We start from the raw sequence: 26,931 nt of genomic DNA, 5'->3' as shown, positions 1-26,931 counted from the left end.
AAGAATGTGGGCATGACTTCGACGCCGAGCCTTGGTCCGTTTGTTGATGATTTCTCCGGGGATGCCTCGTGAACGCGTTCGTGCTGGTGCCCGGAGCAGGTGGCTCAGCCTGGTATTGGAGCCGCGTCGTCCCCCTCTTGCAAGAGGCAGGCCACGATGCCGTAGCCGTTGATCTGCCGGGAGACGACGAAAGTGCGGGCCTGCCCGAGTACGCGCGCTTGGTTGGGGCGGCAATCAGTGGCCGAACCGACGTCGTGCTTGTTGCGCAATCGCTTGGCGGTTTCACGGCGCCCATGGTGGGCGCCCGGCCTGGCGTCGCGGAGATCGTGTTCGTCAACGCGATGATTCCCAACCCGGGTGAGACCCCTGGTGCATGGTGGGACAACACGGGCTGGGAGGACGCACGCAAGAGTGCTGCCGTGGCCGGCGGCTACAGCGAAGAGTTCGATGTGAACGAGTACTTCCTTCATGACGTTCCGCAGGAGGTGGCGGCCGAGGGGGAACCGCACCAGCGGCCCGAGGCGAACGCAGTCTTCGCGTCGCGCTGCGAATTCATGGAGTGGCCTGCCGTGCCCATCAGAGTGCTCAGCGGCGAGGGGGACCGGTTCTTCCCGCTCGGGTTCCAACGCAGGGTGGCCCGCAATCGCCTCGCGCTTGAACCGGATGTCCTTCCCGGCGGGCATCTCCTTGGGCTGTCGAATCCGGCTGGCGTTGCGGACTACCTCTTGCGTCGATGAACTTTTTTGCGATCCCGGGCGTCCGATTCCCTAGACCGGAATCGGCCCAAGCCCTAAGATCACTCTGACGGCACCAGCCCTGCGCTGATCGATGTCCGTCGCGGTCTCACCCTTAAGCGTGAGCGCCGGGTCCGTTCCGCGACTCCTGGGTCTTCGAACGGGCCCGGTCGACCTCCGCCTTGCTACTCGACGGCGATACTGTTGCGGTCCGCTTGACGCCCGAAGGAACAAACCTCGCGATAGTTAGAGAGTAATTACTCGTAGATGGTGACTGCAGCCCGCCAACGGAGGATGCTTGATTGTTGGGAGGGAAAATCATGACACGAGACGTGACTCATTTCGAGCACCTTTCGGCGTGGACCGAAAACGACATGAAGCCAGCCGTCGGCAAGCTGTTGCGCGGTGATGGTTTGCCTGCCGATGCCCGGGAAAGCAACCATCCCTCGCCCCTGGATTTCCAGATTCCCCAGGACCTGGATCGCGCCTTGGAGTCGGCTTCGCAAACGCTCAGCCTCACGCCCAGCGAGATCCTGCGCGAGGCCCTGTCCGAATGGCTGGGGAGCCACGGACAGCCAGCCACGGGCCACCATCCGTTCGGGAAGCACACCGCGCTGTAACGGGCTGCGGGTCGCGGACCGCGGAACTGCAGCCGTTACTTGAGGCTGCCCTGAACAGCGTCTCCGTGCCGCGCCGAACGGAACGGCGATGCCGCAAGGAACACCGCCGCCGCCACGAATCCCGCGATACCGATCCACAGCGTCGGCTGGTACCCGATTGATACCGCGAGCAGGCCGCCGGCGGGTGCGCCGACCACAATCATCGCCCGGTTCGCGGACCTTATTGTGGTGTTCATGCGTCCCTGCAGGTGGTCCGGGGTTACCGCTTGCCGGTAGCCCATCTCGTTCGCGTTGCTCAGCCCGAGGGCGAGTCCATAGAGGGCTTGCCCGGCGGCCAGGAAGAGAATCACGAGCCACTTCTCGCCGCTGCCGGCAGGCACGACGGCGATGATCACCCAAGCGATCGACATGAAGCCATTGCAGATGATCACCGCCCGTCCGGCTCCCCATCTCATCCCGAACCTGGCCGACAAGCTGCTTCCGATCAGCCCGGCGGCTCCAGCGGCCGCAAGCGGGATGCCAAGTTCGAACGGAGACAACCTCAGCTCGAGCAGGACGAAGGACACGAAGACGGTTCCGAGCATGCTGTTGGAGAGGAACCACACGTGGGATCCGACGGCCATTGGTGCAAGGACGCGGTGGCGGTAGACCCAGCGGAGTCCCTCGGCGATCTCCGGGCGGAGACCGCGCCAGAACGCGAACCCGGGAGATCGCCAGCGCGGAAAATAGGTAGGATGCGGCATCTGCCAGGACGGCGAGGGGAGCTCCCAGGAGCGTGACCAAGCCGCCGGCAATGAGCGGACCGGAAGTCTGGGCGGCCATGGGCTTTCAGCGTCCGTTCACTGGCACGCTGAAACCGACAGAGCGGACGCCCGTGCCGACGCCGGCCGCCCGAGGACCGGGCGCCCATGGCCAGTCCTCGGGTCGGGAATGCAAACCGCCTTTAGCCGCTGCAGTACTTGCTGTAATTGGTGCCCGCGTTCTGGTAATCGTTCTTCATGGCATCGAGCTTCGCGGTATCCGGTTTGTCCTTCGAGGACTCGTCCAGGTAGTCCACAAGCGTCTTCAGGGTGGGCTTCAGCTCATCCGAGGACACGGCTTCGATCGGGCGGAGCTGGTTGGCTACGCGGATGGTTCCCGTTTTGTCCGTGGTGTTCGTGGGGTTCGAGATGACGGTCTTGACCCGGCTGCAGGTGTCCGCGGTGCTCAGCTGCTGCGGTGCCGAGCAGGCTGAAGCGGAGAGGAGGAGCCCGGCCGCGAGCAGGGTTGTGGTGATTTTCTTCATGGTTCCCTCAGTAGTTGCTGACGTTTGATTGTAAGCAGACGGGGCGTGGCGCCCAATGCAGGCTTAGCCAGCGGAACGGTCCTTTTCGTACAGCCCAGGCTCGGATGAGTACAAGGGAGGGGTCCCTCGGCCGTCCGGCCGTGGAACCCCTCCAGAGTTCGAAGCGCGCTGGATCAGCGCTGTGGGAGGGTTTTGGTCCCCTCGATCTGAACGGCCTGCAGCTTGTTCGCATCCAGGCCAAGGGTCTTCAGGATGGTCGGCGCAATCTGCGTCGTCTCGACCGTGGTGGTCACCGTCCGGGCGTGTTCGTCATTGGCCCCGGAGATCACGAGCGGCACATCGCGGTCGTCCGCGCTGGCTCCGCCGTGTTCGGCGATCTTGGACTTGCCGCCTGTGTAAACAACGCCGGTCTGGGCGATCCCCAGGATGTCCGGGTAGCGTGCATCGCTGGGTTGGGTGCCGAAGTAGTTTGCAACTTCGCTACCCGCATAGACCTTGCTCAACCCCGAGGTTGTCACGGTCTTGGCAGCTCCGTTGATGTCGTTCCCGGCGGCACTGTGCGTTGCGAGGTAGTCCTTGGCGAACTGCGCTGCGGCCTGCGAGTGGTCCGAAAGCCACAGCTGCATGATGTCGTCGTCGGTGGAGAACACCACGAGGTCCGCGGAGCCGGGGTGGGCCGACTTCCATGCTGCGTTCAGGCCGTCGATGATCGCGCTGTCAGGCACCCTCGTCAGCGTCGAAGCGTCCATCGGCGACTGCCCGTGCTTGGCAGAAAGGATCACCGTGGTGTCCTTTGCATGGCCGGAAGCCGCCAGCGCGGACTCGAACTTACCCACGGAGGCGTTGACGAAGTCCAGGGCTTTGCTCAAGAGCGGCCCGGGGACGGTGCCGCCCTGGAGGTAACCGCCGGTGAGGCCGTCCGACGTCGGGAGCTTCTGAGCCGTCGAGACGGCCTGGAAGTTCATCCCGAAGATGCCCGGTACTGCGGCCGCCTTGGTGCCTGAGTGGTCCTTGCCGTCGATTTCGTTCAGCACGGCCTGGACCTTGTAGCCGTCGTACTGCTGGGTTGCGGCGTTGTCCTGCGTCCAGTCGCCAGTGAACGGAGCGGCAGCCTTGCTGTTGATCTCAGGGGTGAACAGGTCATCCAGGCCCTTGCCGGAGGGGCCGTTCAGGATCTCGTAGGCCGGGTGCTTGTCCGACCACGCCGTGGTCAGGCCGGCGCTCTTCGCCACCTCGAAAACCGTGTTCACCTTCAAGTACTGGTGCGGGTACACCGGCTTGCAAGTTGCCGGGTCAACCGGGAGCGCGGCCGGGTCGAGGAGTGCGCCGGGCTGTCCCGTCATGTTCAGGATGCTCGCCGGAAGCCCGGGCAGGCCCTGGCCGGCGTCGAGGGCGTTCTGGTTCTTGTCGGCGGCTTCGGTGAAGGCCACTTCCGCGCCGGGCGCAGTGTTCTTGCAGTCCGTTGTGCCTGCCGGCAGGAGTGCCCTGTTGAAGGTGTCGTCATAGTAGACGCCGGTTGTCCCGGGATTTCCACCGGTCAGCTGGCCGACCATGCCGGGGAAGGAATCCGAAGGCACGGGAGTCTGGGCGTGCGTATAACTGGTGCCGTGGTTGACCAGCGACGCCAGTGCCGACGTCGGGTGGTTCTTCACGTACAAATCCAGGTCCTTCTGGTGGAGCCCGTCCACCGAAAGCAGCAGGACGTGCTTCGATGTTTCGCCCTGGCCGCCTTGGCCCTTGCTGTCTGATCCTTGCTGGCCCTTGACGTCCTGGACGCCGCGGGAAGCGTCGTCGGCCATCGCCGGCGCCACCGCGGATCCGGCCATGAGCACGGCCCCCAGGACTGCTGCTGTGGCAAGCCCGTTTTTCTTGGCTGTCTTCATCAAAATAAGACCCTTCGCTATTACGTGCTTATCGATCGTGAATGCGTCCCCGGATGATTCTTGTTGTGGCGAGGGGATCCGTCTCGCCGATTGGGCCTCACCGCGGAAACGTTCACGATAGGTTCAATTGCGGGTAGCCGAACTCTTCCGAAACTCACAGGAAATCCGCATACCCCCGGGTGACCGAGGGTATGCGTGCTACTGGACAGGAATTCTGAAGCTCAGCGGGAAGGAGTCGGCGTGGGTGTCCCCGCCATGGACGCGGGCGGCGCCGGGAAGGCTGCCGCCGGGTACAGCCCGGCTACTTGCGTCATGTAGTTGGCCCACTGGGGGCCAGCCAGCATGTAGCCGTCGATGGCCGTGTAGAACTTGCCGTTGATGGTGACGTTCTGTCCGGGCCGGCTCTGTCCTGCCATGGTGTCGCCGAAGAAAGACGCGGTGGCGAGCCCGGTGGTGAATCCGACCACCCAGGTGGAGCCGTTGCTGTTGTTCGTTCCCGTTTTTGCCGCGGTAGGGAACAAATCCTGGACCTTCGGTTGAATGTAGATGCCGGATCCCCGTTTCAGGACGTCCTGGAGCACGGAGTCGACGCCGCGGGCAACCTCGGGCTTGATGGCCGGGCGGCATGAACTGGCTTGGGCGGGCAGCTTCCCGCCGGATGGATCCGTGATGCCCACAATGGCGATCGGTGCGCAGTACGTGCCGTCATTGGCGAACGTAGCAAAGGCGTCGGCCATTACGAGCGGCGATATTTCCGTCCCGCCGAGGAGATTGCCCAATTGGTGCATGTTCACGGATGCGTTGTCCACGCCACTGTGGAGACCCACCGCATCCACCACTTTCTGGATACCGCAGAAGTCCAGTTGGGCGGCCTCGGCAAAGGTTGCGGTGTTGATGGAGTTGTAGAGCCCGTAGTTGACGGGCATCGGGCGGTAGTACCCCTCGTCGTTGTTGCGGAGGTCGTCCGCTGTACCGAGGCCGGCGATCTTCTGGGCGGTGCTGTAACCGCCCAGCACCTTCCCGCAGCTGTCTTTCCAGGGGAATCCGAGTGGATAGGTGCGCCGCGAGGCGTCCACCTCTGTGGTCATGGACTTGCCCTCGTTGAGCCACTCAGTGAAAGTGAACGGCTTCATGGCGGAACCTGGCTGGAACCCTCCGGCTCCGTTCAGGTCATTGCCGTTGGCGTCCTTTGAATCGACGTTGAAGTTCAGTTGGGTATCGAATTTTCCGGGTTCAGGGAGGAACACGGTGTTCTGCGCCATCGCCAGGATCTTGCCCGTGCCGGGCTGAACCGAGACCAAGGCGGCGCCCCATTTGTCCGGGTTGGCCCCTGCCGTGGCATCGACCTGCTGCTGTGCCACTACTTGCAAGCGGCTGTCCAAGGTGGTGGTGATCGTCAAGCCACCGCGGTACAGAAGCTGTTCCCGGTCCGTGACGCTGGCACCGTAGGCCGGATCATTGAGGATGAGGTGGGAGATATAGTCGCAGAAATACACGGCCATGTCTGCTGCGGCGCAGCCTTGCTTCCCGGGGGTGATGTTGAGCTTGATGGGAGTGGCGACGGCCGCTGCATACGCAGCCTGCTGGATCTTGTGCTGCGCGAGCATGTCGGACAGCACAAGGTTGCGGCGTTGGATGGAGTTGTCCGGATGGACGGAGGGGTCGAAGTAGCTGGGACTGTTGACCAGGCCGGCGAGCAGCGCGGCCTGTGGAAGGCTGAGGTCCTTGGCTGAGACGCTGAAGAAGTGCTGCGCCGCAGCTTCGATGCCATACGCGTCCCGGTTGAAGAACACGATATTGAGGTAGCCCTCCAGGATCTGGTCCTTCGTGAATTTCTTCTCGAGTTCGACGGCGAGCTTCATCTCGCGCAGCTTGTCACCGATGGTCTTCTGGCCGCTGAGCACCACCTGACCGGTCTGGCCTGCCGCCAGACGGGACTCGTTCAGTACGTTTGTCACGTACTGCTGGGTGAGGGTCGACGCGCCCTCGTTGGTGCCCTTCGTGAAGTTGGACGCTAATGCCCGGAGAATCCCTTGGGGATCGATGCCGCCGTGCTCGTAGAAGCGGCTGTCCTCGACGGCGACAATCGCGTCCTTGATGTAGGGGGACATATGGTCGAGGCTGACCCTCACCCGGTTCTCCGCATAGAAGGTGGCGATTGTCTTTCCGTCGGAACTGAGAACTTTTGTGGACTGCGACGGCGCGTTCACCACCAGGTCACCCGGAAGGTTGTCGAAGTACTTGATCGAACCGCTGACGGCCATCCCGGCCGACGCCACACCGGCGACTACCAATCCGGCGGCCAGCACGCCACAGATGGCACTCACCACGAAGAATCCGAAGACCCTTCGCAGGACCCTGGCCAAACCACTTTTCGGGCTGTTCTTCGGAGCCATTTTTCCAGCTATCAACCGTGCGTGTTTACAGACTACGCCGCCGTTCCACCCGTCACATAGGCCCGGAAATCCGTGGCGACACGGCCCCAACGGTTATGTTCGTCACTTCGCCCGCGCGCTGGCCGTGTCGGGCGTTTTCCCGGATGCATACTGAAGTTATTCGGGTGCGGTGATGGAAGGCAGGTGGCAGCCGGTGGAGACACTGATGGCTGTTGTGAGGAGCGAGTACTTTCCGGCGGGAGCAGTGCTCTTGGGCGTGGTTTTGTTCTGGACAATCGGCTTGCTCGGCGGGTTGTCCTGGTTGAGCGGAGCGCAGCAGCCCTTGGCCATCCTGACGTGGATGATTTTCATCTACGGCGTCGTCGTGCTGTCTCCCCTCGCCGGAATCTGGGCCGCAGTTGACCTTGCCCGCCGTTGGTGGCGGAACCGCGAGGCCCGCCGGCAGCAGCTCGGAACGGCCGACGTCGAGTCCCTCTAAGCGGTAGGCGATAGCCTGAGGCTAGCGCCTGCCCAAGAACGGACCGCACGGAACGAGGACTTCCTATGATCACACGCGTCGACGTCGACGAAGCTGCCGCCCGGATTGCGGGGAGGATCCGCCGCACCCCCGTTTTCGAAGCGGATGCCGGAACGGTGCCCGGGCAATTGTGGTTCAAATGCGAGTTCATGCAGCACACGGGGACGTTCAAGGCGAGGGGTGCTTTCAACCGCGTGCTCGCCGCGCGGGAGCGCGGTGAGCTGAAGGACGATGTTGGAATCGTTGTCGCCTCGGGAGGCAACGCGGGCCTGGCGAATGCCTATGCCGCGGCGCAACTCGGTGTGCCGGCGACCGTTTTTGTCCCCGAAACCGCACCCCCCGTGAAGGTCAAGAAACTCAAGGCCAGCGGAGCCACGGTGGTCCAGCGCGGAACCGAGTACGCCGAAGCGTTTGAGGCCGCCCTCGACTTTGCCGCGGAAACCGGTGCAGTCTATTGCCACGCCTACGATCAAGCCGAAATCGCCGCTGGCGCCGGCACCGTCGGCTCGGAACTCCTGGAACAACTGGGCGGGATAGACACCGTGGTGGTGGCCGTAGGAGGCGGCGGGCTCATGGCGGGAATCGCGGCCGCCGTCGAAGGCCACGCCAGGGTTGTCGGCGTCGAGCCGGACAATGCTCCCACCCTCTATTCGGCCCTCGCTGCGGGCGCACCCGTTGACGTAGCCGTCTCCGGCATCGCCGCAGATTCCCTGGGCGCCCGGCAGATCGGCCGGATCGGCTTCGAGGTGGCCGTCCGCACCGGCGTCCGGACGGTCCTGGTGTCCGACGACGACATCGCCGCGGCGCGCGCCCTGCTCTGGGAGCAATACCGGATTGTCGTGGAACATGGCGCAGCCGCCGCTTTCGCGGCCGTGAACTCCGGAGCGTATGTTCCGGCCGAAGGGGAACGGGTGGCCGTGATCCTCTGCGGCGCCAACACCGACCCCGCGACGGTCTGAAGCAGCCAGCCGCAGCCCTGCCGCGAGCGCTCCACAGTTGCTAAGCTCGAGCCACAACGCCGGGGCACGCAAAACCGCTTCACGAACGGACAGGTGACACTTGCGATTGATCATCATGGGGCCTCCTGGCTCGGGCAAAGGTACCCAGGCTGAGCACATCGCCGGTCATTTCGGCATACCTGCCATTTCCACGGGAGACATCTTCCGCGCGCACGTCGGCGGCAAGACAGAACTCGGAGCCGAAGCCAGCAAGTACATGGACAGCGGCGAGTTCGTCCCGGATCACGTCACGAATGCCATGGTCCGTCAGCGGCTTGGCAACGCCGATGTCCTGGCAGGATTCCTCCTGGACGGATATCCCCGAACGACGGCGCAGATCGAGGCACTGGACGGCATTTTGGCCGGCAACCGGCAGCAGCTCGATGCCGTCGTCGAACTAACGGTCGATGACGACGAGCTCGTCGCGCGGATGCTCCTCAGGGCGCAGGAACAGGGCCGAAGCGATGACACGGCACCGGTGATCCGGCGTCGCCTGGAGCTTTACCGCAACGAGACACAGGCCGTGGTCGAGCGATACTCCGAGCGCGGAATCGTGCTCGCCGTGGATGGTTCCGGCCGGCGGGAAGAGATCACGGCCAAGGCCATAGCCGCCATCGAATCAGCACTTGGGAAGGGACTGTGAACGGTCAACCGTCTACCGGCCAAAGAATCGAAGACTATGCAATGATCGGGGACCTGCACACCGCAGCCCTGGTCAGCACGGCGGGCTCCATAGACTGGCTGTGCCTCCCGCGTTTCGATTCGCCCGCATGCTTCGCCGCGCTCCTGGATTCCCCCCAAGCAGGACGCTGGCTCCTGGCACCTGAAACCGGGGGAATCTGCACGCGCCGCCAGTACCGGGACGGAACGCTCATCCTGGAAACGGAGTGGGAAACCAAAGAAGGGCACGTCCGGGTCATCGACTTCATGCCGCCGCGCGACGCCGTCGCGGACATCGTGCGCGTGGTGGAAGGGATCCGCGGGACGGTCAAGATGCGCGGAGAACTGATCCTGAGGTTCGACTATGGACACGTGGTGCCCTGGGTGCGCCGCGATAGGCACGGCCTCCGCGCCGTTGCCGGTCCGGACTCCGTCTACCTCAAGACCCCGGCGCCGTTGGTAGGCAAGGACTTCACCACGGTCAGCGAGTTCACGGTGAACGCCGGTGACCACATCCCCTTCGTCCTGACTTGGGCACCCAGCCACGAACGGCGGCCCCGCACCGTCGAGGCAGATATCGCCCTTGACGACACGGCAACATTCTGGACGGATTGGTCCAAGCGTTGCAACGTCCGGGGACCCTACCGGAAAGCCGTTCAGCGTTCCTTGATCACGCTGAAGGCCCTCACCTATGCGCCTACCGGGGGCATTGTTGCCGCCGCCACAACCTCGCTCCCCGAACAGATCGGCGGGCCGCGGAACTGGGACTACCGCTATTGCTGGCTGCGTGATGCCACGTTGACACTTCAAGCCTTCCTCGCCGCGGGCTACACCGACGAGGCAAGCGCGTGGCGGGATTGGCTACTTCGCGCAGTGGCCGGTGACCCGGCCGACCTCCAGATCATGTACAGCCTGCACGGTCGCCGGCGATTGCCCGAGACGGAGCTGACGTGGCTTTCCGGATACCAGGGTTCGAAGCCCGTGCGCATCGGGAATGCGGCAGCGGAGCAGCTCCAGCTGGACGTCTGGGGGGAAGTCCTTGATTGCCTGTCCCTGACCCGGGCGTCGCTGATGACTGTTGGCGATGAGTCGTGGGCTATCCAGACCGCCTTGATGCGCCACCTCGAGAGCACCTGGGACAAACCGGACAACGGGCTCTGGGAAGTACGCGGCCCGCGGCGCCACTTCGTGCACTCCAAGGTGATGGCCTGGGTCGCGGCTGACCGCATGGTCCGCGGAATCCGTGAATCCGGGATGCCCGGTCCGCTAGATCGCTGGGAGGCCTTGCGGGACACCATCCATGACGAAGTCATGACCCACGGATTCGACGCGGACCGCAATACTTTCGTCCAGTCCTACGGGAGCAAGGAGCTGGACGCGAGCCTTCTCCTCATCCCCAAAGTGGGCTTCCTGCCGCACGACGATCCGCGCGTGATCGGCACCATTGACGCCATCCAGCGTGAGCTGACGGAAGACGGCTTTGTGCTGCGCTACCGTCCGCAAGACAGCGACGACGGACTGCCGGGCGGGGAGGGCGTCTTCCTTGCGTGTTCCTTCTGGATGGTCGACGCCCTCTTGGGCGCGGGGCGCCGGGCAGAGGCGACAGCCCTCTTCGAGAGGCTCCTGGCCCTACGCAATGATGTGGGCCTCTTGAGTGAAGAATGGGACGCACATGCGGGCCGCCAACTCGGCAATACGCCCCAGGCCTTCAGCCATTTCGGCCTGGTGCTCAGTGCTTTGCAACTTCACCACGGCAAAGCGCACCACAGCAATGTCCCGATCGGCGGGGTCCCGACGTCGGGCTCCCCGTCGGAGTCGTCAGAGACGTCGTCGTCGGCCTCAGGGGCGGCTTAGACCTGACGTTCCGGAGCGCTTTGGCCAGCGGAAGATCCGGCCTGCCAAGGCCAGCCCCGCTCCGAGGTTGAGCATTGGCAGATAGGCCCGTGCCACTGCGGTCCCGACGGCAGGCAGCGAAGCGGCGTCCGGGTAGAGCATGTAGAGCGGCTCGTACCGGGGCTGGAATTTTGCCTTGAAGGCCAAGAGGGACCTGAACCCGTACACCGGTTCCAAAGTCGCCCCCAACCAGTCGAGCAAGCGGTCGAGGTTGCCGGGAGGCCGGGATCGTCGCCTTGGGAGCGGCATCTCGGAAAGATCCTCTTCGACCCGAGCCAGGGGTGCTCCGGAGAGGCTCAAGAATTCGCATCCTTCATCCTTGAGGCTGAGGGCCGCGGAAGCGATGAGGAATTCGATGCTGGCACGGAAGCCGCCGCTACGGCGCCGCATGAAATCGAGGGTCCAGCCCACGATGTGCCCGTTGCGGTACACGGGCAACCAGGACGTGACTGCGTGGACCGTGTGGCGTTTGTCGATCGCAAGCAGGCAGCGCACCTCGGGGTCGTCGAGTTCGTCGAGGCTTCCCAGGGTAAAGCCCATTTCGGGCATGTTCCTGTCTGCTACCCATTCTTCGGAGATTTCCTCGATCTGGACCTGGACCGAGAAAGGAGCCGAGGCGTAACTCGTCCATTCGTAGCGGATGCCCGCCTTCGCGGCATTGTTCAACGCCGTACGGATGTCCTGGAACTTCTTTCCCTTGAAGGAGACCGAATGCAATGGCAGGACCGTCTCCTGGGCTACTTGCGCGGAGCTCCATCCGGAGGAATCCGCGTGGTCGCGCAATTCCTGGGGTACGGAGTAGAAACACGGCGTCCACCCGTTGCCCCTGCAGTAGCGGGCAAATTCTTCGAAGACGGCGGTCATCTCGGATTTGGGTCCCACCGGGCCGCCCAGCGTGAGCGCAACCCCCGTGCTGACGCGGTAAGCAACAAAGGAGTGCCCGGAAGCGGAGAACCAGTACATATTTCCCGGCCAAGTGGTCATCCAGGACAGCGAGCTTCCCTCCCATGTCTTGATGGCCTTCCGGGCACGCTCCGTACTGGCGTCGTGCCGGGTGTGGGCCTGGTGGAGGAAGGTCCTGAAGATCAGGACACCCGCGACCGCCCAAAAGACGACTCCGACGCCTTCGTATACGAGAACGGCGGCCGTGCCTTGGGGGAATATCGCCGGGGGCACATCCAGGACGAAGCCCAGCGGAAGGAACCGGTCAGGGACATCCGCCAGTAGATCCGGCAGCCCTGGTACCGGGGAGAATTCCTGCGCGAGCAAGAGCCCTGCGCCGACATAGACGACACTGAGCACAGCCGCTATTGCAAGTACCCGCACAGCGAGGCGTCTGTACGTCCCTTTCGGCGCTTGGACATGAAACAGCCGCCTGGTCGCGAGCAGAATAATGGTCAGCGCGAGGGGCAGAAGCAGCGGCAAGGCCAGGGTGAACGGCTGCGAGGAAGCCGATCCTTCGATTGCGACAATCCCCTCGCTCGCGCCGGTAGCCGAAGCAGTCGGCTGCAAGACTCCGGCCAGTGCAATTCCGGCCAGGACGGAAAGGCCTACTTGGATCAAAAGGGTCCCCACCCAGGCAAAGCGCCGTCCGCGGCGGAGGCCCTCCGCAAGCAACAGCAGGAGGAAGGACGGAAGGATGGCCATGAAGATTCCGCCAGCCCCGGCGCGCAACTGCAGCTGCGCGACGGCGCAGTCTTTCGCTTGCGCCGGATCCGAGCACACGCCCTGGAGCGTTTGGGGATCGACGGGCTGGATGTTGGTAAACAGGAAACGCAGGATGGACAGCGGTCCTACAGCATGCGGTATGAGGCCGGCGACTACCGGACCGATCGCCGATGCGGCAATGAGCAGCGAGAGCAGCACCCGGCCTTCGTGCCGGGAACTGACCGGGCGCGCAAACCGCGGCCGCCGGCCCATCAGCAGCGGCCCGAGGACCGTGCCCGCACCTGCGGCGCCGAGCCTGACCAAGTCCGCAAACCCTCCGCTGTACAGGGCCAGGAGGAGCAACAAGGCGAAGGCGACAAGCCGGATCCGGCGCCTCCACAAGGTCGCCATGGACGCAGTACCCGCCATGGCGGTACCGATGATGAACGCACTAGGGCCCACGAAGAGGTGGCTCCCTATCTCCGCTGTCCAGCTGCCGAGCAACCCCTGGGCCAAGGCAAGGAATCCAAGGGCAATGCCAACGCCCAGAATCTGGGTGGAGACCGCGGCGATTGCGTACGCCCGCCGTCCCATTCGCCGTTCCAACGGAATACCCAGCAGCAGCACCAAAGCAGTTTCCAGAACATAGCCCGTCAGGTCCCTCGCCCAGAAAGCGGAGGTCACAGCGGCCCACCAGTGATCAGGTATCGAGCGGGGCGTAAGGGCGAAATTGAGCCGCAATTGCGCATCCGGCCCCGTGGCGAGGCTGTAGGTTAGCGCTCCCAATCCCCAGAAGACGATGACAAAACCCAACGTGAGCTGCGCTGAGCGCAGTCTTCCCGTCCGTGATCGCCGCAAGCGGACATCGGGGACAGCTTGGGTTTCCGGCTCGGGCGCCGGTGCGTGCACGGGGTTCCTCTCTGTGCGTCGGAAGGATGGGGCTGCGAAATGAAATTCTTCCACACCGGGCGTCCGGCGAGGATAATTCCCACCTCGCCGTGACCTTCCCCGTCCCGATCCAATAGACTCCGACGTAGGCAGGCTGTCGGCTCGTTCCGCCACCGGTCTATGAGCAATGGAAAGTTGCTTCTACAACTCTTAAACGAACAGAAAGCAAGCCCGGGACAGGTCGATGCACAAATCTCGCATATTCCGCTCCGCTGCATCCGTGATCGCCGCCGGAGTCCTTTTGGCAGGCTGTTCACAGGCGCCTGCTCAACCGAGCGACTCATCCGGCGGAAGGCAGACAGCGGCACCGGTTGCCCCCTCGGGGAGTCCAGCGGCAGCGGGCCAAAGTCCCAAGAAACCTGATTCCGGTCAGGGTCCGTCAAAGCTTCCTGTGGGGTCCTTGTACAAGAACCCCAGCAACAACCGGAACGAAATCATCCTCGCGGACGTCCGGCACACCGCCGTCCTTATTGGGGACTCCCAGGCCCAGCCTGAGGGATCTTGGCCACGGGCAGCCCTGGGCTCCATCGGCTACAAGGTGTACACAGTTGGCCGCGGAGGCACGGGCTTCGTAGCCGGCACGAGCGACACTGGCAACTACATCGACGCGCTGCAACGCGGAGACTGGGTACTCCCCTACGGAACACCACCCCTGATCGTGGTCCAAGGCGGAGGCAACGACGCCGCCCGCAAAGTGAGTGATGAGCAGATCACGAGCAATGCCAACAGGCTCATCGCAGCCCTCAGAAAGAGGTATCCGCTGGCGAAGATCGCGATGATCGGAACCCTCGCCAAGGGCGCCGACGCTGGCGGGGGCCGCCGTACGCAGGTTGACACACTGCTGGGCGACATTGCGGCAAAGGCCGGAGCGACATTCTTTAGCGTTGGGGACTGGATCACCAAATATCACGTGGAGGGCGATCTCGTGGACGGTGTGCACTTGAACCCGGCCGGGCATGCCAAGCTCGGTGGTGTACTCGGAGCGGACATGGCCGCAGCGGGACTTCGCTTGCCTCCGGACACCGCCAACTGACCCATCCCAAAGGTCATGAACCCTGCGCCGAGATTGAAGCTGGCAGAAGTCCGCGCGCCGGAGAACAATTGATTTATGGTCAGCTATTCAGCCCTTGAACAAGCGTCCAGCAAGAATCCGCATGACTGGGGCCGGGCGATGGCAACGGCGATGACGAAGCTCCTGGATGCGGCTCGCATTGACGGACGGCATTTTGAACACGAGTTCCTCTATGGCGAGGAACTGCGCATGAGGATCGACGAAAACAACGACGGAGCCACGGTCAAGCTCACATGGACGCCCGCGGACCAGGAACCCGAACAAAAGGGAACCGCGGAGTGAGCGCGTCCTTGGCGCTCTGAGCTTGAGCTACTCCTTTGCGAAGGGTTCGCGGCCGTTGCTCCCGAGCAGGCTACGGGTCAGGGCTTCGCCGTCGGCCATGAGTTGGCCCACTGCGTCGCTCAAGTGTGAATCGGTGGGAGGCTGGCCCGCCAACGCTGCCGCGACCACCGATCGTCGGATGAGTTCCTTCGCGAACGACGCCGTGGTGCCGGCCGTGTGGGCCGCGGCGGCTTCGATCGCCGAGGGGGAGAACGCGAGTCCGTCGGAATACAGCCGCAAAAGTTCCACCCGCTCGTGCTTGGACGGAAGCGGGATTTCCACCGCCAGGTCAACGCGTCCTGGCCGCTGGGCGAGGGCCCGTTCCAAAAGGTCCACCCGGTTCGTGGTCAGCACGAAAGCGACGTCGGCGTCGTCGTCGAGCCCGTCCATCGCATCGAGCACCTCGAAGAGCAACGGTTTGGGGCCATGGCCAAAGCCGCGGTCTTCAGCGATCAGGTCGCAATCCTCCAGCACCACGATGGACGGCGCCAAGGCCCTCGCGATCTTGGCCGCTTCGGAAATCCTGGCGAGCGAACCGCCGGAGAGGAGCACCGCCGTCGTGCCCTCGCTTTGGCTTAGCAGGTACCGGACCGTGTGTGTCTTGCCGGTCCCGGGGGCGCCGTAGAGCAGGACGCCGCGTTTGAGATGCTGTCCGTGAGCCGCAAGGATGTCCGTTTGCCGGGCAATGCCCAGGGTGTGGGCCTCCACCTTATCGAGGAGCCCGTCGGGCAGGACCACGTCGCTGTTGGCGAGTTCCGGACGCCTGATGAAGGTCACCCCGCTGATGCTCGGCCCGTAGTCGCTGACGGCGAGCGAGATGACCTGGCCTTTGAACACGCTTTGGTGTTCCATTTCGCGCCGCACCTCGGCAAGAAGCTCGGAAGCGACCCCAGGGTGGATGGCCAGGACTTCAAGTGATGCGGTTTGCCGGCTGCGATCCAACTTGGCACCGCGCTGGAGGACCGCTACGGGCGATCCGGAGTAGCTGAAGAGCCAGAGCCCCAGAGCAACGGCCTGGCGCTGGTGGTCCGGACCAGTGGCGAGGTTGGTGAAGTCCGGCTGGGCGAGGGGGAAACGCGGGTAGCTGCGGGATTGCTGCAAGATGTCGCTGAACGACATATGGTGGCGCTGATCGCCGCCGCCGATTCCTACCAGCCGCCAGTCCGGGTCGCGGCCAGCCAGCCCTTCCATGACGATGTCCACATCCACCAAGCGATGCTGCGGGATCTCCTCCGTCACGACGGAAAGTTCGTGCGCGGGAACGGTGAGGTGCCCGGTCAGTGCCTGCAGAAGTTGTTCGCCGTCATCGGCATGGTCCAACCCAAACTGGGCCAGCCTTGTCAGTGTTCCGAAGTCCTCGATGAATTTCCCCAGTTTTTCATCCATGCACAGACCCTAGCAGGATGCGTCGCGACTCAGCAGAGTCCGTTCATGGCGGCGATGGCCACCTGCAGGAGTTGCTCGAACTCCGGCTGGCCGCTGCCGTCCGTCGACTCGATGTGTTTGTCCGTGTCGGATGGATAGGCGAAGCTCATGGCTATCTGGCGGCTCCCGTCGGTAGTGGTCAACGCGATGCTGGCAAACCAGGTGCTGCCGCCGTAGCCGTAGTAGAAGCCGTTCGTGCATTCGTCATTCCAACGCTGCAGCCCAAGTCCGTGGTTCTCCTGCCACGGGGTTTGCATGTCGCGGAGGGTATCCGCTGTGAGTAGCCTGCCTTGCATGAGCGCAGCATAGAACGTGTTGATATCGCCCACCGTGGAGATGACTCCCTCTGCGGGAGAAGCGACGAGATACTCCGGCTGCGAGGCATTGATGCGCTCGCCGTCGATGAATTCATAGCTCTGGATCATGTCGCGCGCATCCCGGTCCGGCTCGGCCGCCAGCGAGGTGTGGCTCATTCCGAGCGGCACAAAGATATCTGACTTCAGGACATCCCCGATCGGCCGGCCTCGGAGTTTCTGTACGATCGCGGCCAAGGCGAAATAGTTGGCGTCCGAGTAGCGGAAGAGCTGGAAGTTTGCGTGGGCCCACGGTACGGTCCCGGCCATCCGGAGGTAGTCCTCGATGCCGAACCTCGTGTCGATGGCTTGTTTGGTCGGCATGGCCTTCAAGATGGCTTCCGGGGCGCCGGGCAGGCCGGAGCTGTGGTTCAACAGTGAACGCACCGTGACTGGACCCGGCGGATGGACGAGCTGCTCGAATTCCGGGAAGTACTCCGTGACGGGGTCCTCAAGGCCCAGCTTTCCTTCCTGGACCAGCTTGAGCACCGAGACCGCCACCATCGACTGTGTGATGCCGCCGGCCTGGATCCGGTCGTTCACGGCTACCGGTTCGCCGGTCTCGACGTCTTGGCTCCCGTAGGCCTGGGACCATTCCCGGCCCCGGACTTTGATCTGGACGACAACGGCCGGTGCGCCCCGGTTGAGCATTTCATGCGCGAAGAAGTCCGCAACAGGGGATTCCGGAAGTGCTGCTTGCGAATCGGACGACGGGCTACCCGCCGGGGGTTCACTTGTCAGAGGGTAGGTGCAAGCGCCGGACGCCAAGGTCAAAGCCAGGACGGCCGCCCGCGCTCGCCGGGAAGTCCGGGATACGCGGGAAGTCCGAGAGGCCCGCGCAGCCTCCATGGCTGCCTCCTGAAGCTACGCCGCAGGGCAACGGCTGGGCGCCCTTGCCCCCGTAGTTTCGATCGTCCTCTCCCGAAGCGAGGGGGTCAACGCTGAGGACGCGGGTGCGGCGCAAACCCAACTGACTCGCAGTAGTTGTCCTTATGAACGGTCATAACGGCATTAACTGCGAGTCAGTTGGGCTAGCCGGGAGGGAAACCCCTATGTCAGCTTGATCTGCCGGTTCATGTCCTTGTACAGCAGGTAACGGAACTGGCCCGGTCCGCCGGCGTAGCACGCCTGCGGGCAGAAGGCGCGGAGCCACATGAAGTCGCCGGCTTCCACCTCCACCCAGTCGTTGTTGAGCAGGTACATGGCTTTGCCCTCAAGCACGTAGAGGCCGTGCTCCATGACGTGGGTCTCCGGGAACGGGATGACCCCGCCCGGCTGGAACGTCACAATGTTCACCTGCATGTCGTGGGCCAGGTCGCTGGAATCCGTGAATCGGGTGGTCTTCCAGGCGCCGTCGGTATCCGGCATCGCGGTGGGTTCCACCTCGGCATCACTCGTGACGAAGGACTTTGCCTCGTAACCCTCAAGCCGTTCGTAGGCCTTGCGGATCCATTGGAAGGAGACGATGTCGTCGGAGACGTTTTCCAGGCCCCACGAGGCACCGGCGGCCAAGTAGGCATAACCGCCTTCCTCAAGCTGGTGAAGTTCGCCGTCGAGGGTCAGGTTGACGTTGCCCTTGGTGACGAAGACAACGCCTTCAACGCCTGCCTCGAACTCGGCCTTGGGAGCGCCGCCTCCCGGGCCGATCTCGACGATGAGCTGGGAGAACGTGGTGGCAAACCCGGAGATCGGGCGGGCCAGGATCCAGGAGCGGGTGTTGGAGAAGCCCGGAAGGGTGCTGGTCACGATGTCGGTCATGACACCCTTGGGGATCACGGTGTAGGCCTCGGTGACGATGGCCCGTTCCGTGGTGAGGTGGGTCTGCGGCGGCAGCCCGCCCTGGGGATAGTAGTAGTTGCCCATCATTGGATCCTTACTTGGAGGTGGTGTGTGCGAGCCGCGGATGCGCCAATGCGATCAGCCGGGAGAGTTCGACGCCGGCAAGCCGCAGCACTTCTTCTGAACCCACCGCTCCGCACTGGACGCCGCGCAAGACGAAGGCGGCCAGGGCACGGGCGGTTGCAGGTTCGTCCATCACGCCGCCTTCGGTGCGCTCCACATAGTTGCGGAGGCGGGCCGCGGCAGCAGGCAGGCCCTCGCGGTAGAAGGCATACGTTGCCGCGAAACGGCTCGGCAACTGGGCAGCGTGCAGGTCCCAGCCCTGGTAGTAGCCGCGTTCAAGGGATCGGCGGACCAAACGGCCGTGCAGCTTCCACGCGTTTTCCACGTTGTCGCCCACCGGGATGATATTGGTGGAGCCGTCTGAGAGCCGGATGCCCGTTCCCGCGACGGCCAACTGCATGACCTCCTTCGCGAAATCCGCCACGGGGTGTTCCATGGACTGGTACTCCGCGGAGATCTGCAGCGAAGCGGAGTAGTCGTAGGTGCCGTAGTGGAGTGCGCTGATGCGGCCCGGAACTGCGTGCGGAAGCTGGGCCACGGGGGAGGTTCCCTCCGGGCCGAGAATCAGTTGCGGCGTCTCTACCTGGACTTCGAAGCGGAGCCGGCCTGCCGGAAGGGAGTGGATCTCTTCGAGCCGGGAAACAGCGAAGTCCATTGCCTGCACCTGGGCCACCGTGGTGACCTTCGGCAGGGTCAGGATGAGGCCCTCGGGCAGCTCTCCGGCCGAGGCCAAAGTGGAGACGAACAGGTCCAGGGTCCTCAGGCCACGCGCCCGGGTGGGAGCCTCGAAGCATTTGAACCGGATGCCGATGAATGGCGGGGCGGAACCCGCCGCAACGGCTTCGCTGACAGCCTGGGCCGCCGCTACAGCAGCGACGTCTTCTGCTTCGTCGCCGCGGTCGCCGTAGCCGTCCTCGAAGTCGAGGCGCAAGTCCTCGATCGGTTCGCTGCGCAACTTGGCAGCCACGCGGGCGGCGACGGCGGCAGCCAGTTCGGGCTCCTGGCCCAGCAGCGCGCCGAGCCTTTCGAGTCCGCCGTGGGCCTCCGCCGTCGTGATCGCCTGGGCGCCCCATTCAGCGGAGAGCGACGGCGTGAAACGGTCCGCCGGGACGTATACCGTGTGCACGGGCTGGCGGGTGCCATCGTCACCGGGGTAATTGCGCTCCAGGAGCTGGTCTGTGGCGGCCAGCTCGGAGTCGATCGCGGCGAGATCTGCCGCAGAGAAGGAAGACGCGGCCATTCCTACACCAGCTCGTAGGCGGGAGTGGTCAGGAAGTCCGTGTAGTCCTCGGAGAGACAGATGTCCGCGATCAGGCGGCTGGCCGGCTCGTAGAACTTCTCGAAGGACTCGGCGTCAACCTCGCTGCGCAGGCGATCGGTCTCTTCGCCAAGGATCCGGGTGACCAGTTCGCGGGTGACCGTGTTGCCCGTGTCGGCAAGGACGGACTTGTTGCGGATCTGCTGCCACACCTGTGAGCGGGAGATTTCCGCCGTGGCGGCGTCTTCCATGAGGTTGTGGATCGCGACGGCGCCGCTGCCGGAGAGCCATACGGCGGTGTAGGCGACGGCGACGTAGAGGTTCAGGCGAAGCCCGGCCTCGGTCACGTGGCCACCGGCGGAGGAGATGTCCAGCAGCTGCTCGGCAGTCACGGAGACCTCGGGGCGCTGCTTGTCCAGCTGGTTCGGCTTGCCGCCGTTTGCCGGATCGCCGAGCACCGAGTCGAATACTTCGCGGCAGGTGGAGACGAGGTCCGGGTGGGCCACCCAGGAACCATCGAAACCGTCGTTTGCCTCGCGGGTCTTGTCCGCGCGGACCTTCTCGAAGGCCTGGGCCGTGACTTCGGGTTCGCGGCGGTTCGGGATGACGGCAGCCATGCCGCCCATCGCGAAGGCGCCGCGCTTGTGGCAGGTCTTGACCAGGAGTTCGGTGTAGGCGCGCATGAACGGGGCCGTCATGACCACGGACGCGCGGTCCGGCAGGATGAAGGACTCGCCGGCGTCGCGGAAGTACTTCACGATGCTGAACAAGTAGTCCCAACGGCCGGCGTTCAGGCCGGACGCGTGGTCCCGCAGTTCGTAGAGGAACTCGTCCATTTCGAATGCGGCCGGGATGGTTTCAATCAGCATGGTGGCGCGGACGCTACCTTGCGGGATGCCGAGGTAGTCCTGGGCGAAGACGAAGATGTCGTTCCACAGGCGGGCCTCGAGGTGGCTTTCCATCTTGGGCAGGTAGTAGTACGGGCCGTGGCCATTGAGCAGGAGCTGCTTGGCCACGTGGAAGAAGTGCAGGCCGAAGTCCACCAGCGCGCCAACGGTGGGTTCGCCGTCGAGCAGCAGGTGCCGTTCGTCCATGTGCCACCCGCGGGGGCGTGCGACGACGACGGCGAGCGGCGCGTCCGTGCGGAGCCGGTATTCCTTGCCCTCGGGGGAGGTGTAGCTCAGGGTGCCCTGGGCGGCGTCGCGGAGGTTGAGGATGGCGTCGATGACGTTCGCCCACGTCGGGGTGCTGGCGTCCTCGAGGTCGGCGAGCCAGACCTTGGCGCCGGAGTTCAAGGCGTTGATGGCCATCTTGGCCGGGGAGGCCGGGCCGGTCATCTCGACCCGGCGGTCCTGCAAGGCCTTGGGTGCTTCGGCGACCTTCCAGTCGCCGTCGCGGATGTCCTGCGTTTCGGGCAGGAAGTCGAGGCGGCCGGTGCGGGCCACTTCTTCACGCTTGGCGACGCGGGCCGCCAGGAGCTCAGTGCGGGTGCCTGCGAAACGGCGGTGCAGTTCCTCCACGAAGGCCAACGCCTTGGGAGTCAGGATCTCCTCGGCTCGTTCGATCGGCCGGGGGTCTGTGACTGTGAGAGCCATGGGATGGTCCTTTCCTAGAGAGCGCTAGCGGCCTGCGTTTGCTGCTGCCGCGCGTTTGCTGCGTTTGCGGCGTTCGCAACGGCTGCGGCGACGTCGGCGGCAACGTGGGGGTCGAAGACGCTGGGGATAATGTAGCTCGCATTCAGTTCATCATCTGCGACCCGCTTGGCGATAGCCTCTGCGGCGGCCACGAGCATTTCCGGGATGATGTCCGATGCTCCGGCGTCGAGCAGTCCGCGGAAGAAGCCCGGGAAGGCCAGCACGTTGTTGATCTGGTTGGGGAAGTCGCTCCGGCCGGTGGCGACGACGGCGGCGTGCTTGGACGCAATCACCGGATCGATTTCCGGGGTCGGGTTGGCCATGGCGAACACGATCGCGTCCTCGGCCATCGAGGCGACCTGCTCTTCGCCGATCACGTGCGGAGCGCTGACGCCGATGAACACGTCGGCACCCCTGAGGGCTTCATGCAGCGTGCCGGAGAATCCGGCCTCGTTGGTGTTCGCGGCAATCCAGGAACGGTGCTCGTCGTCGTACTTTTCGCCCGAGTGGATGGCCCCGGAGCGGCCGGCGGCGACGATGTGCTGCGCGCCCTGGGCCTTGAGGAGCTGGATGATCGCCGAGCCGGCAGCGCCGACGCCGGAGACCACGATCTTGACCTCGGACAGCTTCTTGTCCACCACGCGCAACGCGTTGACCAGGGCCGCGAGGGTGACGATTGCGGTTCCGTGCTGGTCGTCGTGGAAGACGGGGATGTCCAGCTCGTCGCGGAGCCGCTTCTCGATTTCGAAGCAGCGCGGGGCTGCGATGTCTTCAAGGTTGATGCCGCCGTAGACCGGAGCCATGGCCTTGGCGATCATGATGATTTCTTCAGTGTCCTGGGTGTCCAGGCAGACCGGCCAGGCGTCGACGTTGGCGAACTGCTTGAACAGCGCGGCCTTGCCTTCCATGACAGGAAGGGCTGCGGCCGGGCCGATGTTGCCCAGGCCAAGAACGGCCGAACCGTCGGTGAGGACGGCGATCGTGTTGCGCTTGACCGTCAGGTTGCGGGCCGCGGCCGGGTCTTCGGCGATGGCGAGGCAGACGCGTGCGACGCCGGGGGTGTAGGCCCGGGAAAGGTCGTCGCGGTTGCGCAGGGCCACCTTCGGGACGACCTCGAGCTTGCCGCCCAGGTGCATGAGGAAGGTGCGGTCCGAGATGTGCTGGACCGTGACGCCGTCGAGCGCGTTGAGGGCGTCCTTGACGCGGTTCGCGTGGTCTTCGTCCGTGGTGTTGCACGTGACGTCGACAACCAGGGTGTCGTGGTGCGACTCGGTCACATCCAGTGCGGTGACTGCCGCGCCGGCAGCGGCGACGGCTGCGGCCAGCTCGCTCGTGGCGGTGAAGCTCGACGGCGCGGCGACGCGCAGGGTGATCGAATTTCCGGGGCTCGGGTTCGCCATTGAATTTCCTCCTCGTACAAGGCCCGTAACGGGCCTCCGCTCAAACCGAATGTTTTCGTATTATGGATATTATTATCTACGAAGTGGAAACACAAGCCCTAATCGATGGGCAAGCTTTCCGGCGTCGTGTGCTGTATCTTGAGTGTTCTAAGCAATTCTTTTCACGATGCGGATAAGAGTTGTCGGATTCCGAGCCATAGGAGACAACGGAATGGCTGAAAAGCCCTCGGGAGGCGTGCAGTCCGTCGAGCGCGTCTTCGAACTGCTGGAACTCATCACCGACGCCGGCGGAGACGTCACGTTGAGCGAACTGTCGTCGTCGACAGACCTGCCGCTCCCCACCATCCACCGGCTGCTGCGTACTTTGGTGTCCCTCGGCTACATCCGGCAACTGCCCAATCGTCGCTACGCGCTGGGCCCCCGGCTCATCCGGCTTGGCGAAGGCGCCAACAAGCAACTCGGATCCCTGGCCCGTCCGCAGTTGAAGTCCCTCGTGGACCGGCTCGGCGAAACGTCCAACATGGCCGTGCTGGATTCCGACATGGTCATCTACGTTGCCCAGGTTCCGTCGTTGCACTCCATGCGCATGTTCACCGAGGTGGGCCGCCGCGCCCATACGCACGACACCGGCGTCGGGAAGGCCATCCTGGCCCAGCTCGACGACGAGGTGGTCCGTGGGATCGTGGCCCGCACGGGCATGCCGACTCCCACGGCAAAGAGCATCGGGGACATCGACTCCCTCCTCGCCGATTTGAACCGGATCCGCGAACGCGGCTACTCGATCGACGAGGAAGAGCAGGAGATCGGCGTCCGTTGCTTCGCGATGGCCGTCCCCAACGCCCCGACGCCGACCGCCATTTCCGTTTCCGGACCGGTGTCCCGCGTGGACCAGCACTTTGCCGACCGCGCCGTGCCGCTCCTGCGGGAAGCCGCCCTCGCGATCTCGGCCGAGCTGAACCAGAACTAACCTGTCCCGACGCTCGCTCACGTATGTGGGGTTTCGGGCGGACGCTCGCTCACTAGCGCTCCTTGAACTACCTGCATGAATAAAACTGCTCCCCGGAAATCGGGCTGAATTTCTCAGTCCAACTTTCGGGGAGCAGTTCATCATGTGAGCGAGGGTCTCGAAAACACCCCGTATATGTGAGCGAGGGTCGGAGGAGGCTGTCAGTGCTCGGCCGGGGAGTCCGACTTGAGAGGCACTTCCTTGCCCTCGGCGTCGATCAGTTTGCCGTTCTCGAAACGGTCGCCGTTCGCAAGGCACGCAATATCCGATTCGGTGACCACGCGTCCCGTGCCTGCCACGAAGACCGACTGGTTGTCCGAGTTGCCGGCCTTGAGGTGGTTGAAGAGCACGTTCAGCAGGATGGCCATGATGGCAGCCGAGCTGATGCCCGAGTGGAAGATCGTGGAGAACCAGGACGGGAACTGATCGTAGAACTTCGGGGCGGCGATCGGGATCATGCCGAAGCCGATGGACGCAGCCACGATGATGAGGTTCATGTTGTTGCGGTACTCCACTTTGGAGAGCGTCCGGATGCCGCTTGCGGCCACAGTTCCGAAGAGTACGACGCCGGCACCGCCCAGGACGGGCGTCGGAACCGCTGCGACAACTCGCCCGAGGACCGGCAGCAGACCGAGGACCACCAGGATGAATCCGCCGGCGCTGACCACGAAGCGGCTCTTGATGCCCGTGATGGCCACGAGGCCGACGTTCTGGGCGAAGGCGCTTTGGGTGAAGGAGTTGAAGATCGGGGAGATGGCGCTGGAGAGCATGTCCGCCCGGAGGCCGTTGCCGATACGGCGTGAATCGACTTTGGTTTCCACGATTTCCCCGACGGCGATGATGTCCGCAGACGTCTCGGTCAGGGTGACCAGGATGACGATGAGCATCGAGACGATGGATGCGATCTCGAAAGTAGGAGCACCGAACGCGAAGGGCGTGGGGAAGGCAACTACCGGACCTTGGCCAACCTTGGAGAAATCGGCCATGCCCGTGGCGAGGGCGATGACCGTCCCGATGACCATGGCAAGGAGGATGGACAGGCGGGAGATCGCCGCGTTGCCCACCTTGCTCAGGAGAAGGACGATGCCCATCGTGGCCGCGGCAAGTCCGATATTCGCCACGCTTCCGTAGTTGGGAGCGGCGCTGTTGCCGCCCATGGCCCAGTTGGCCGCGACGGGCATGAGGGTCAGCCCGATGGTGGTGATGACGGTACCTGTGACAACGGGTGGGAAGAATTTGATGATTTTGGAGAAAAGGGGTGTGATCGCCAGGCCGATGAGGGATGCCACCATGACAGAGCCGAACACCGCCTGGATCCCACCGCCGCCGTTGACGATCGCCACCATCGTGGAAACGCCGGCGAAGGACACACCCTGGACTAGCGGCAGTTGCGATCCGAAGAACGGGATGCCGACAGTCTGCAGAATGGTGGCGAGGCCGCCGACAAACAAGCAGGCTGCGATCAGGAGGCCGATGTCCTGCGAGGACATGCCCGCAGCGGCTCCGATGATGAGCGGCGGGGCGATGATGCCGCCGTACATGGTCAAGACGTGTTGGAAGCCGTAGGCGAACGTGCTCCCGATCGAGAGGCGCTGGTCCTCGAGGCGGGCTGGCCCGGACGCTGCGGGGCGGGTTTTATTCTTCGTGTTCATGGCAGACTTTCTTGGTTCATGGCAGACGTCTTTGTCTGGCTAACGTTGTCTGGCTAACAATGTGGTTTTGGGTGTGAGGGATTGCCCAACTGACTCGCATTTGATGTCGTTTTGAGGCTCCAAAACGACACTTGCTGCGAGTCAGTTGGGCGGGTACCTGGGTGCTTAGCAGAAGCCGGCGATGCCGTTCCACGCAGCCGGGGCAGGTGTGGTGTTGTCGCGCTGGACCGTGGCTTCGATCAAGCCGTACGGGCGGTCCGCGGCGAAGAAGACCTCGTTGGGGTTGTCGAGGCCGAACGGGCTGAGGTCAACCAGGAAGTGGTGCTTGTTGGGCATCGAGAACTTGATCTCGTCCACTTCGCTGTGGGCCTCCAGCACCTTCTTGCCCATGTCGAACAGGGTCTGCTGCAAGGCGTGGGAGTAGGTCTCAGTGAAGCCTTCCAAGAGCAGGGCCTTGATGTCCTCATAGCTCTTGTTGAAGTCGGTCCCGGCAACGTCGAGACCGGTGTTGTAGCGCCAGCGGGCCGAGACGTCGGTGGCGAGGATGCGGTCCGTGGTCTCGGGCAGCGTGGTGTACCGGTCGCGGGGGTAGCCCACGAAGCCGGACTGCGTGGTCTTGAGGACGGTCAGGTCCTTGAGGCCGGAGATGACGTGCGTTGTGTTGCCTTCGCGGACCACGACGGCGGTGCGGACTTCCTGCCCCTTGCGGACAAAGCTGTGGTCGTGTTCGGAGCCATGTGCCTGGATGCGGTCCCAGGTGTAGGCCTCGGCTTCCCAGCGGCCGCCAGTGACCCACTCGAAGCCCGAGGTGAAGTGTTCGCTCAGGCGCAGGAGGAAGGCTTCGGGGGAGCCGATGCCGTCGCGGGCAAAGGCGTAGATGGTGTTCTTCTGGGTGTCCGTCGCGACGACGTGTGCGTTGTCGCCTTGGAGGTGCGCAGCCTGGAAGTCGCCACGCAATTGCGAGGTGACGTTAAGGTCTTCGATCTGGTGGCGGTCGGTGTCGCGGGTGACTTTGACGACGCGGACTTCTGCCTTGCCGTACTGGTTGTCGCCGAGGACGATGTTGTTGCTCATGGTCATATCCCAACTTCTGTGAGGTGGAACCACTAAGGTCCACCAATGAAATTAAGCGCGTGTTTCATACGCGTTTCTGGTGGAGCCGACCCAACAAAAAAGAGCCGGCATCCATTGATGCCAGCTCATTACGACCCTGCCTGCTGCTCCCAGGTTACGTGACCTGCGCCACGAATTGAAGAAAGCGTAGCCCACGATTGCCAGTGGTGTACATCACTTCCGGAGAATCGTTACCTACTTTCTGATTGTGACC

General features: G+C 63.8%; 22 protein-coding genes. 9 read left to right on the top strand and 13 right to left on the bottom strand.

Features of this window, described 5'->3' with window-relative positions:
- Nucleotides 1-68 precede the first annotated feature (68 nt).
- Nucleotides 69-737, top strand: a complete 669-nt coding sequence (locus tag AB4074_RS12550; RefSeq protein WP_441413668.1) for an alpha/beta fold hydrolase — start codon at nucleotides 69-71, stop codon at nucleotides 735-737.
- A 317-nt stretch (nucleotides 738-1,054) separates the two neighbouring features.
- Nucleotides 1,055-1,354 (top strand): hypothetical protein, encoded by a 300-nt coding sequence (locus AB4074_RS12545; protein WP_441413667.1) that lies wholly within the window; start codon nucleotides 1,055-1,057, stop codon nucleotides 1,352-1,354.
- A 35-nt stretch (nucleotides 1,355-1,389) separates the two neighbouring features.
- Here AB4074_RS12545 and AB4074_RS12540 read toward each other — a convergent pair whose 3' ends face one another.
- The 4 genes from AB4074_RS12540 to AB4074_RS12525 all read right to left on the bottom strand — a co-directional run bounded on the left by AB4074_RS12540 (nucleotide 1,390) and on the right by AB4074_RS12525 (nucleotide 6,918).
- Nucleotides 1,390-2,097 (bottom strand): MFS transporter, encoded by a 708-nt coding sequence (locus AB4074_RS12540; RefSeq protein ID WP_441413666.1) that lies wholly within the window; start codon nucleotides 2,095-2,097, stop codon nucleotides 1,390-1,392.
- Between the two features lie 200 nt (nucleotides 2,098-2,297).
- Nucleotides 2,298-2,639 carry a hypothetical protein gene (locus AB4074_RS12535; protein WP_441413665.1) on the bottom strand — a complete coding sequence of 114 codons (342 nt, stop codon included), beginning with the start codon at nucleotides 2,637-2,639 and terminating at the stop codon, nucleotides 2,298-2,300.
- Between the two features lie 173 nt (nucleotides 2,640-2,812).
- Entirely contained in the window at nucleotides 2,813-4,522 is a 1,710-nt protein-coding gene (locus tag AB4074_RS12530; protein WP_441413664.1) for an alkaline phosphatase family protein, read from the bottom strand.
- Between the two features lie 221 nt (nucleotides 4,523-4,743).
- Entirely contained in the window at nucleotides 4,744-6,918 is a 2,175-nt protein-coding gene (locus AB4074_RS12525; protein WP_441413663.1) for a transglycosylase domain-containing protein, read from the bottom strand.
- 205 nt (nucleotides 6,919-7,123) lie between these two features.
- On the opposite strand from AB4074_RS12525, the gene AB4074_RS12520 reads away from it, so the two are divergent.
- From AB4074_RS12520 to AB4074_RS12505, 4 genes are all read left to right on the top strand, one after another.
- A complete protein-coding gene (locus AB4074_RS12520) occupies nucleotides 7,124-7,396 on the top strand; it encodes a hypothetical protein (RefSeq protein WP_441413662.1) in 273 nt (90 codons plus the stop codon).
- Nucleotides 7,397-7,461: 65 nt separating this feature from the next.
- Nucleotides 7,462-8,394, top strand: a complete 933-nt coding sequence (locus AB4074_RS12515; protein WP_441413661.1) for a threonine/serine dehydratase — start codon at nucleotides 7,462-7,464, stop codon at nucleotides 8,392-8,394.
- Between the two features lie 106 nt (nucleotides 8,395-8,500).
- Nucleotides 8,501-9,076, top strand: a complete 576-nt coding sequence (locus AB4074_RS12510; protein WP_441413724.1) for an adenylate kinase — start codon at nucleotides 8,501-8,503, stop codon at nucleotides 9,074-9,076.
- Nucleotides 9,077-9,117: 41 nt separating this feature from the next.
- Nucleotides 9,118-10,947: a glycoside hydrolase family 15 protein gene (locus AB4074_RS12505; RefSeq protein WP_441413660.1), complete on the top strand. Its 1,830-nt coding sequence runs from the start codon at nucleotides 9,118-9,120 to the stop codon at nucleotides 10,945-10,947.
- Here the strand turns inward: AB4074_RS12505 and AB4074_RS12500 are convergent.
- Complete coding sequence (locus tag AB4074_RS12500) at nucleotides 10,933-13,542, bottom strand: bifunctional lysylphosphatidylglycerol flippase/synthetase MprF (RefSeq protein WP_441413659.1); 2,610 nt, start codon at nucleotides 13,540-13,542, stop codon at nucleotides 10,933-10,935. The genes AB4074_RS12505 and AB4074_RS12500 overlap by 15 nt on opposite strands.
- Before the next feature lie 439 nt (nucleotides 13,543-13,981).
- On the opposite strand from AB4074_RS12500, the gene AB4074_RS12495 reads away from it, so the two are divergent.
- Entirely contained in the window at nucleotides 13,982-14,614 is a 633-nt protein-coding gene (locus AB4074_RS12495) for an SGNH/GDSL hydrolase family protein (protein WP_441413658.1), read from the top strand.
- 75 nt (nucleotides 14,615-14,689) lie between these two features.
- Entirely contained in the window at nucleotides 14,690-14,935 is a 246-nt protein-coding gene (locus tag AB4074_RS12490; protein ID WP_441413657.1) for a hypothetical protein, read from the top strand.
- A gap of 27 nt (nucleotides 14,936-14,962) precedes the next feature.
- On the opposite strand, the gene AB4074_RS12485 is transcribed toward AB4074_RS12490, so the two are convergent.
- The 6 genes from AB4074_RS12485 to AB4074_RS12460 form a co-directional block, all read right to left on the bottom strand.
- Entirely contained in the window at nucleotides 14,963-16,360 is a 1,398-nt protein-coding gene (locus AB4074_RS12485) for an AAA family ATPase (RefSeq protein WP_441413656.1), read from the bottom strand.
- Between the two features lie 29 nt (nucleotides 16,361-16,389).
- The gene (locus AB4074_RS12480) at nucleotides 16,390-17,601 is read right to left on the bottom strand and encodes a serine hydrolase domain-containing protein (RefSeq protein ID WP_441413655.1); all 1,212 of its coding nucleotides are present in this window, start codon (nucleotides 17,599-17,601) and stop codon (nucleotides 16,390-16,392) included.
- 201 nt (nucleotides 17,602-17,802) lie between these two features.
- Nucleotides 17,803-18,615 (bottom strand): bifunctional allantoicase/(S)-ureidoglycine aminohydrolase, encoded by an 813-nt coding sequence (locus AB4074_RS12475; RefSeq protein WP_441413654.1) that lies wholly within the window; start codon nucleotides 18,613-18,615, stop codon nucleotides 17,803-17,805.
- 10 nt (nucleotides 18,616-18,625) lie between these two features.
- Nucleotides 18,626-19,894, bottom strand: a complete 1,269-nt coding sequence (locus AB4074_RS12470) for a DUF6986 family protein (protein ID WP_441413653.1) — start codon at nucleotides 19,892-19,894, stop codon at nucleotides 18,626-18,628.
- Between the two features lie 2 nt (nucleotides 19,895-19,896).
- Entirely contained in the window at nucleotides 19,897-21,507 is a 1,611-nt protein-coding gene (aceB, locus tag AB4074_RS12465) for a malate synthase A (RefSeq protein ID WP_441413652.1), read from the bottom strand.
- A gap of 14 nt (nucleotides 21,508-21,521) precedes the next feature.
- Nucleotides 21,522-22,946: an NAD-dependent malic enzyme gene (locus AB4074_RS12460; RefSeq protein ID WP_441413651.1), complete on the bottom strand. Its 1,425-nt coding sequence runs from the start codon at nucleotides 22,944-22,946 to the stop codon at nucleotides 21,522-21,524.
- A gap of 211 nt (nucleotides 22,947-23,157) precedes the next feature.
- Here AB4074_RS12460 and AB4074_RS12455 point away from each other — a divergent pair, with 211 nt between their 5' ends.
- On the top strand, nucleotides 23,158-23,913 hold the full coding sequence (locus AB4074_RS12455; RefSeq protein ID WP_441413650.1) for an IclR family transcriptional regulator: 756 nt from the start codon (nucleotides 23,158-23,160) through the stop codon (nucleotides 23,911-23,913).
- 200 nt (nucleotides 23,914-24,113) lie between these two features.
- Here AB4074_RS12455 and AB4074_RS12450 read toward each other — a convergent pair whose 3' ends face one another.
- Together AB4074_RS12450 and pucL are read right to left on the bottom strand one after the other, a co-directional pair.
- The gene (locus AB4074_RS12450; protein ID WP_441413649.1) at nucleotides 24,114-25,604 is read right to left on the bottom strand and encodes a nucleobase:cation symporter-2 family protein; all 1,491 of its coding nucleotides are present in this window, start codon (nucleotides 25,602-25,604) and stop codon (nucleotides 24,114-24,116) included.
- Nucleotides 25,605-25,769: 165 nt separating this feature from the next.
- Entirely contained in the window at nucleotides 25,770-26,684 is a 915-nt protein-coding gene (gene pucL, locus AB4074_RS12445; RefSeq protein ID WP_441413648.1) for a factor-independent urate hydroxylase, read from the bottom strand.
- Between the last annotated feature and the right edge of the window lie 247 nt (nucleotides 26,685-26,931).

This window comes from Arthrobacter sp. 2MCAF14 (assembly GCF_052115645.1).
GTDB lineage: Bacteria > Actinomycetota > Actinomycetes > Actinomycetales > Micrococcaceae > Arthrobacter.
Note: the sequence above shows the minus strand (reverse complement) of the source record. Positions and strands in the feature narration are given on the sequence as shown.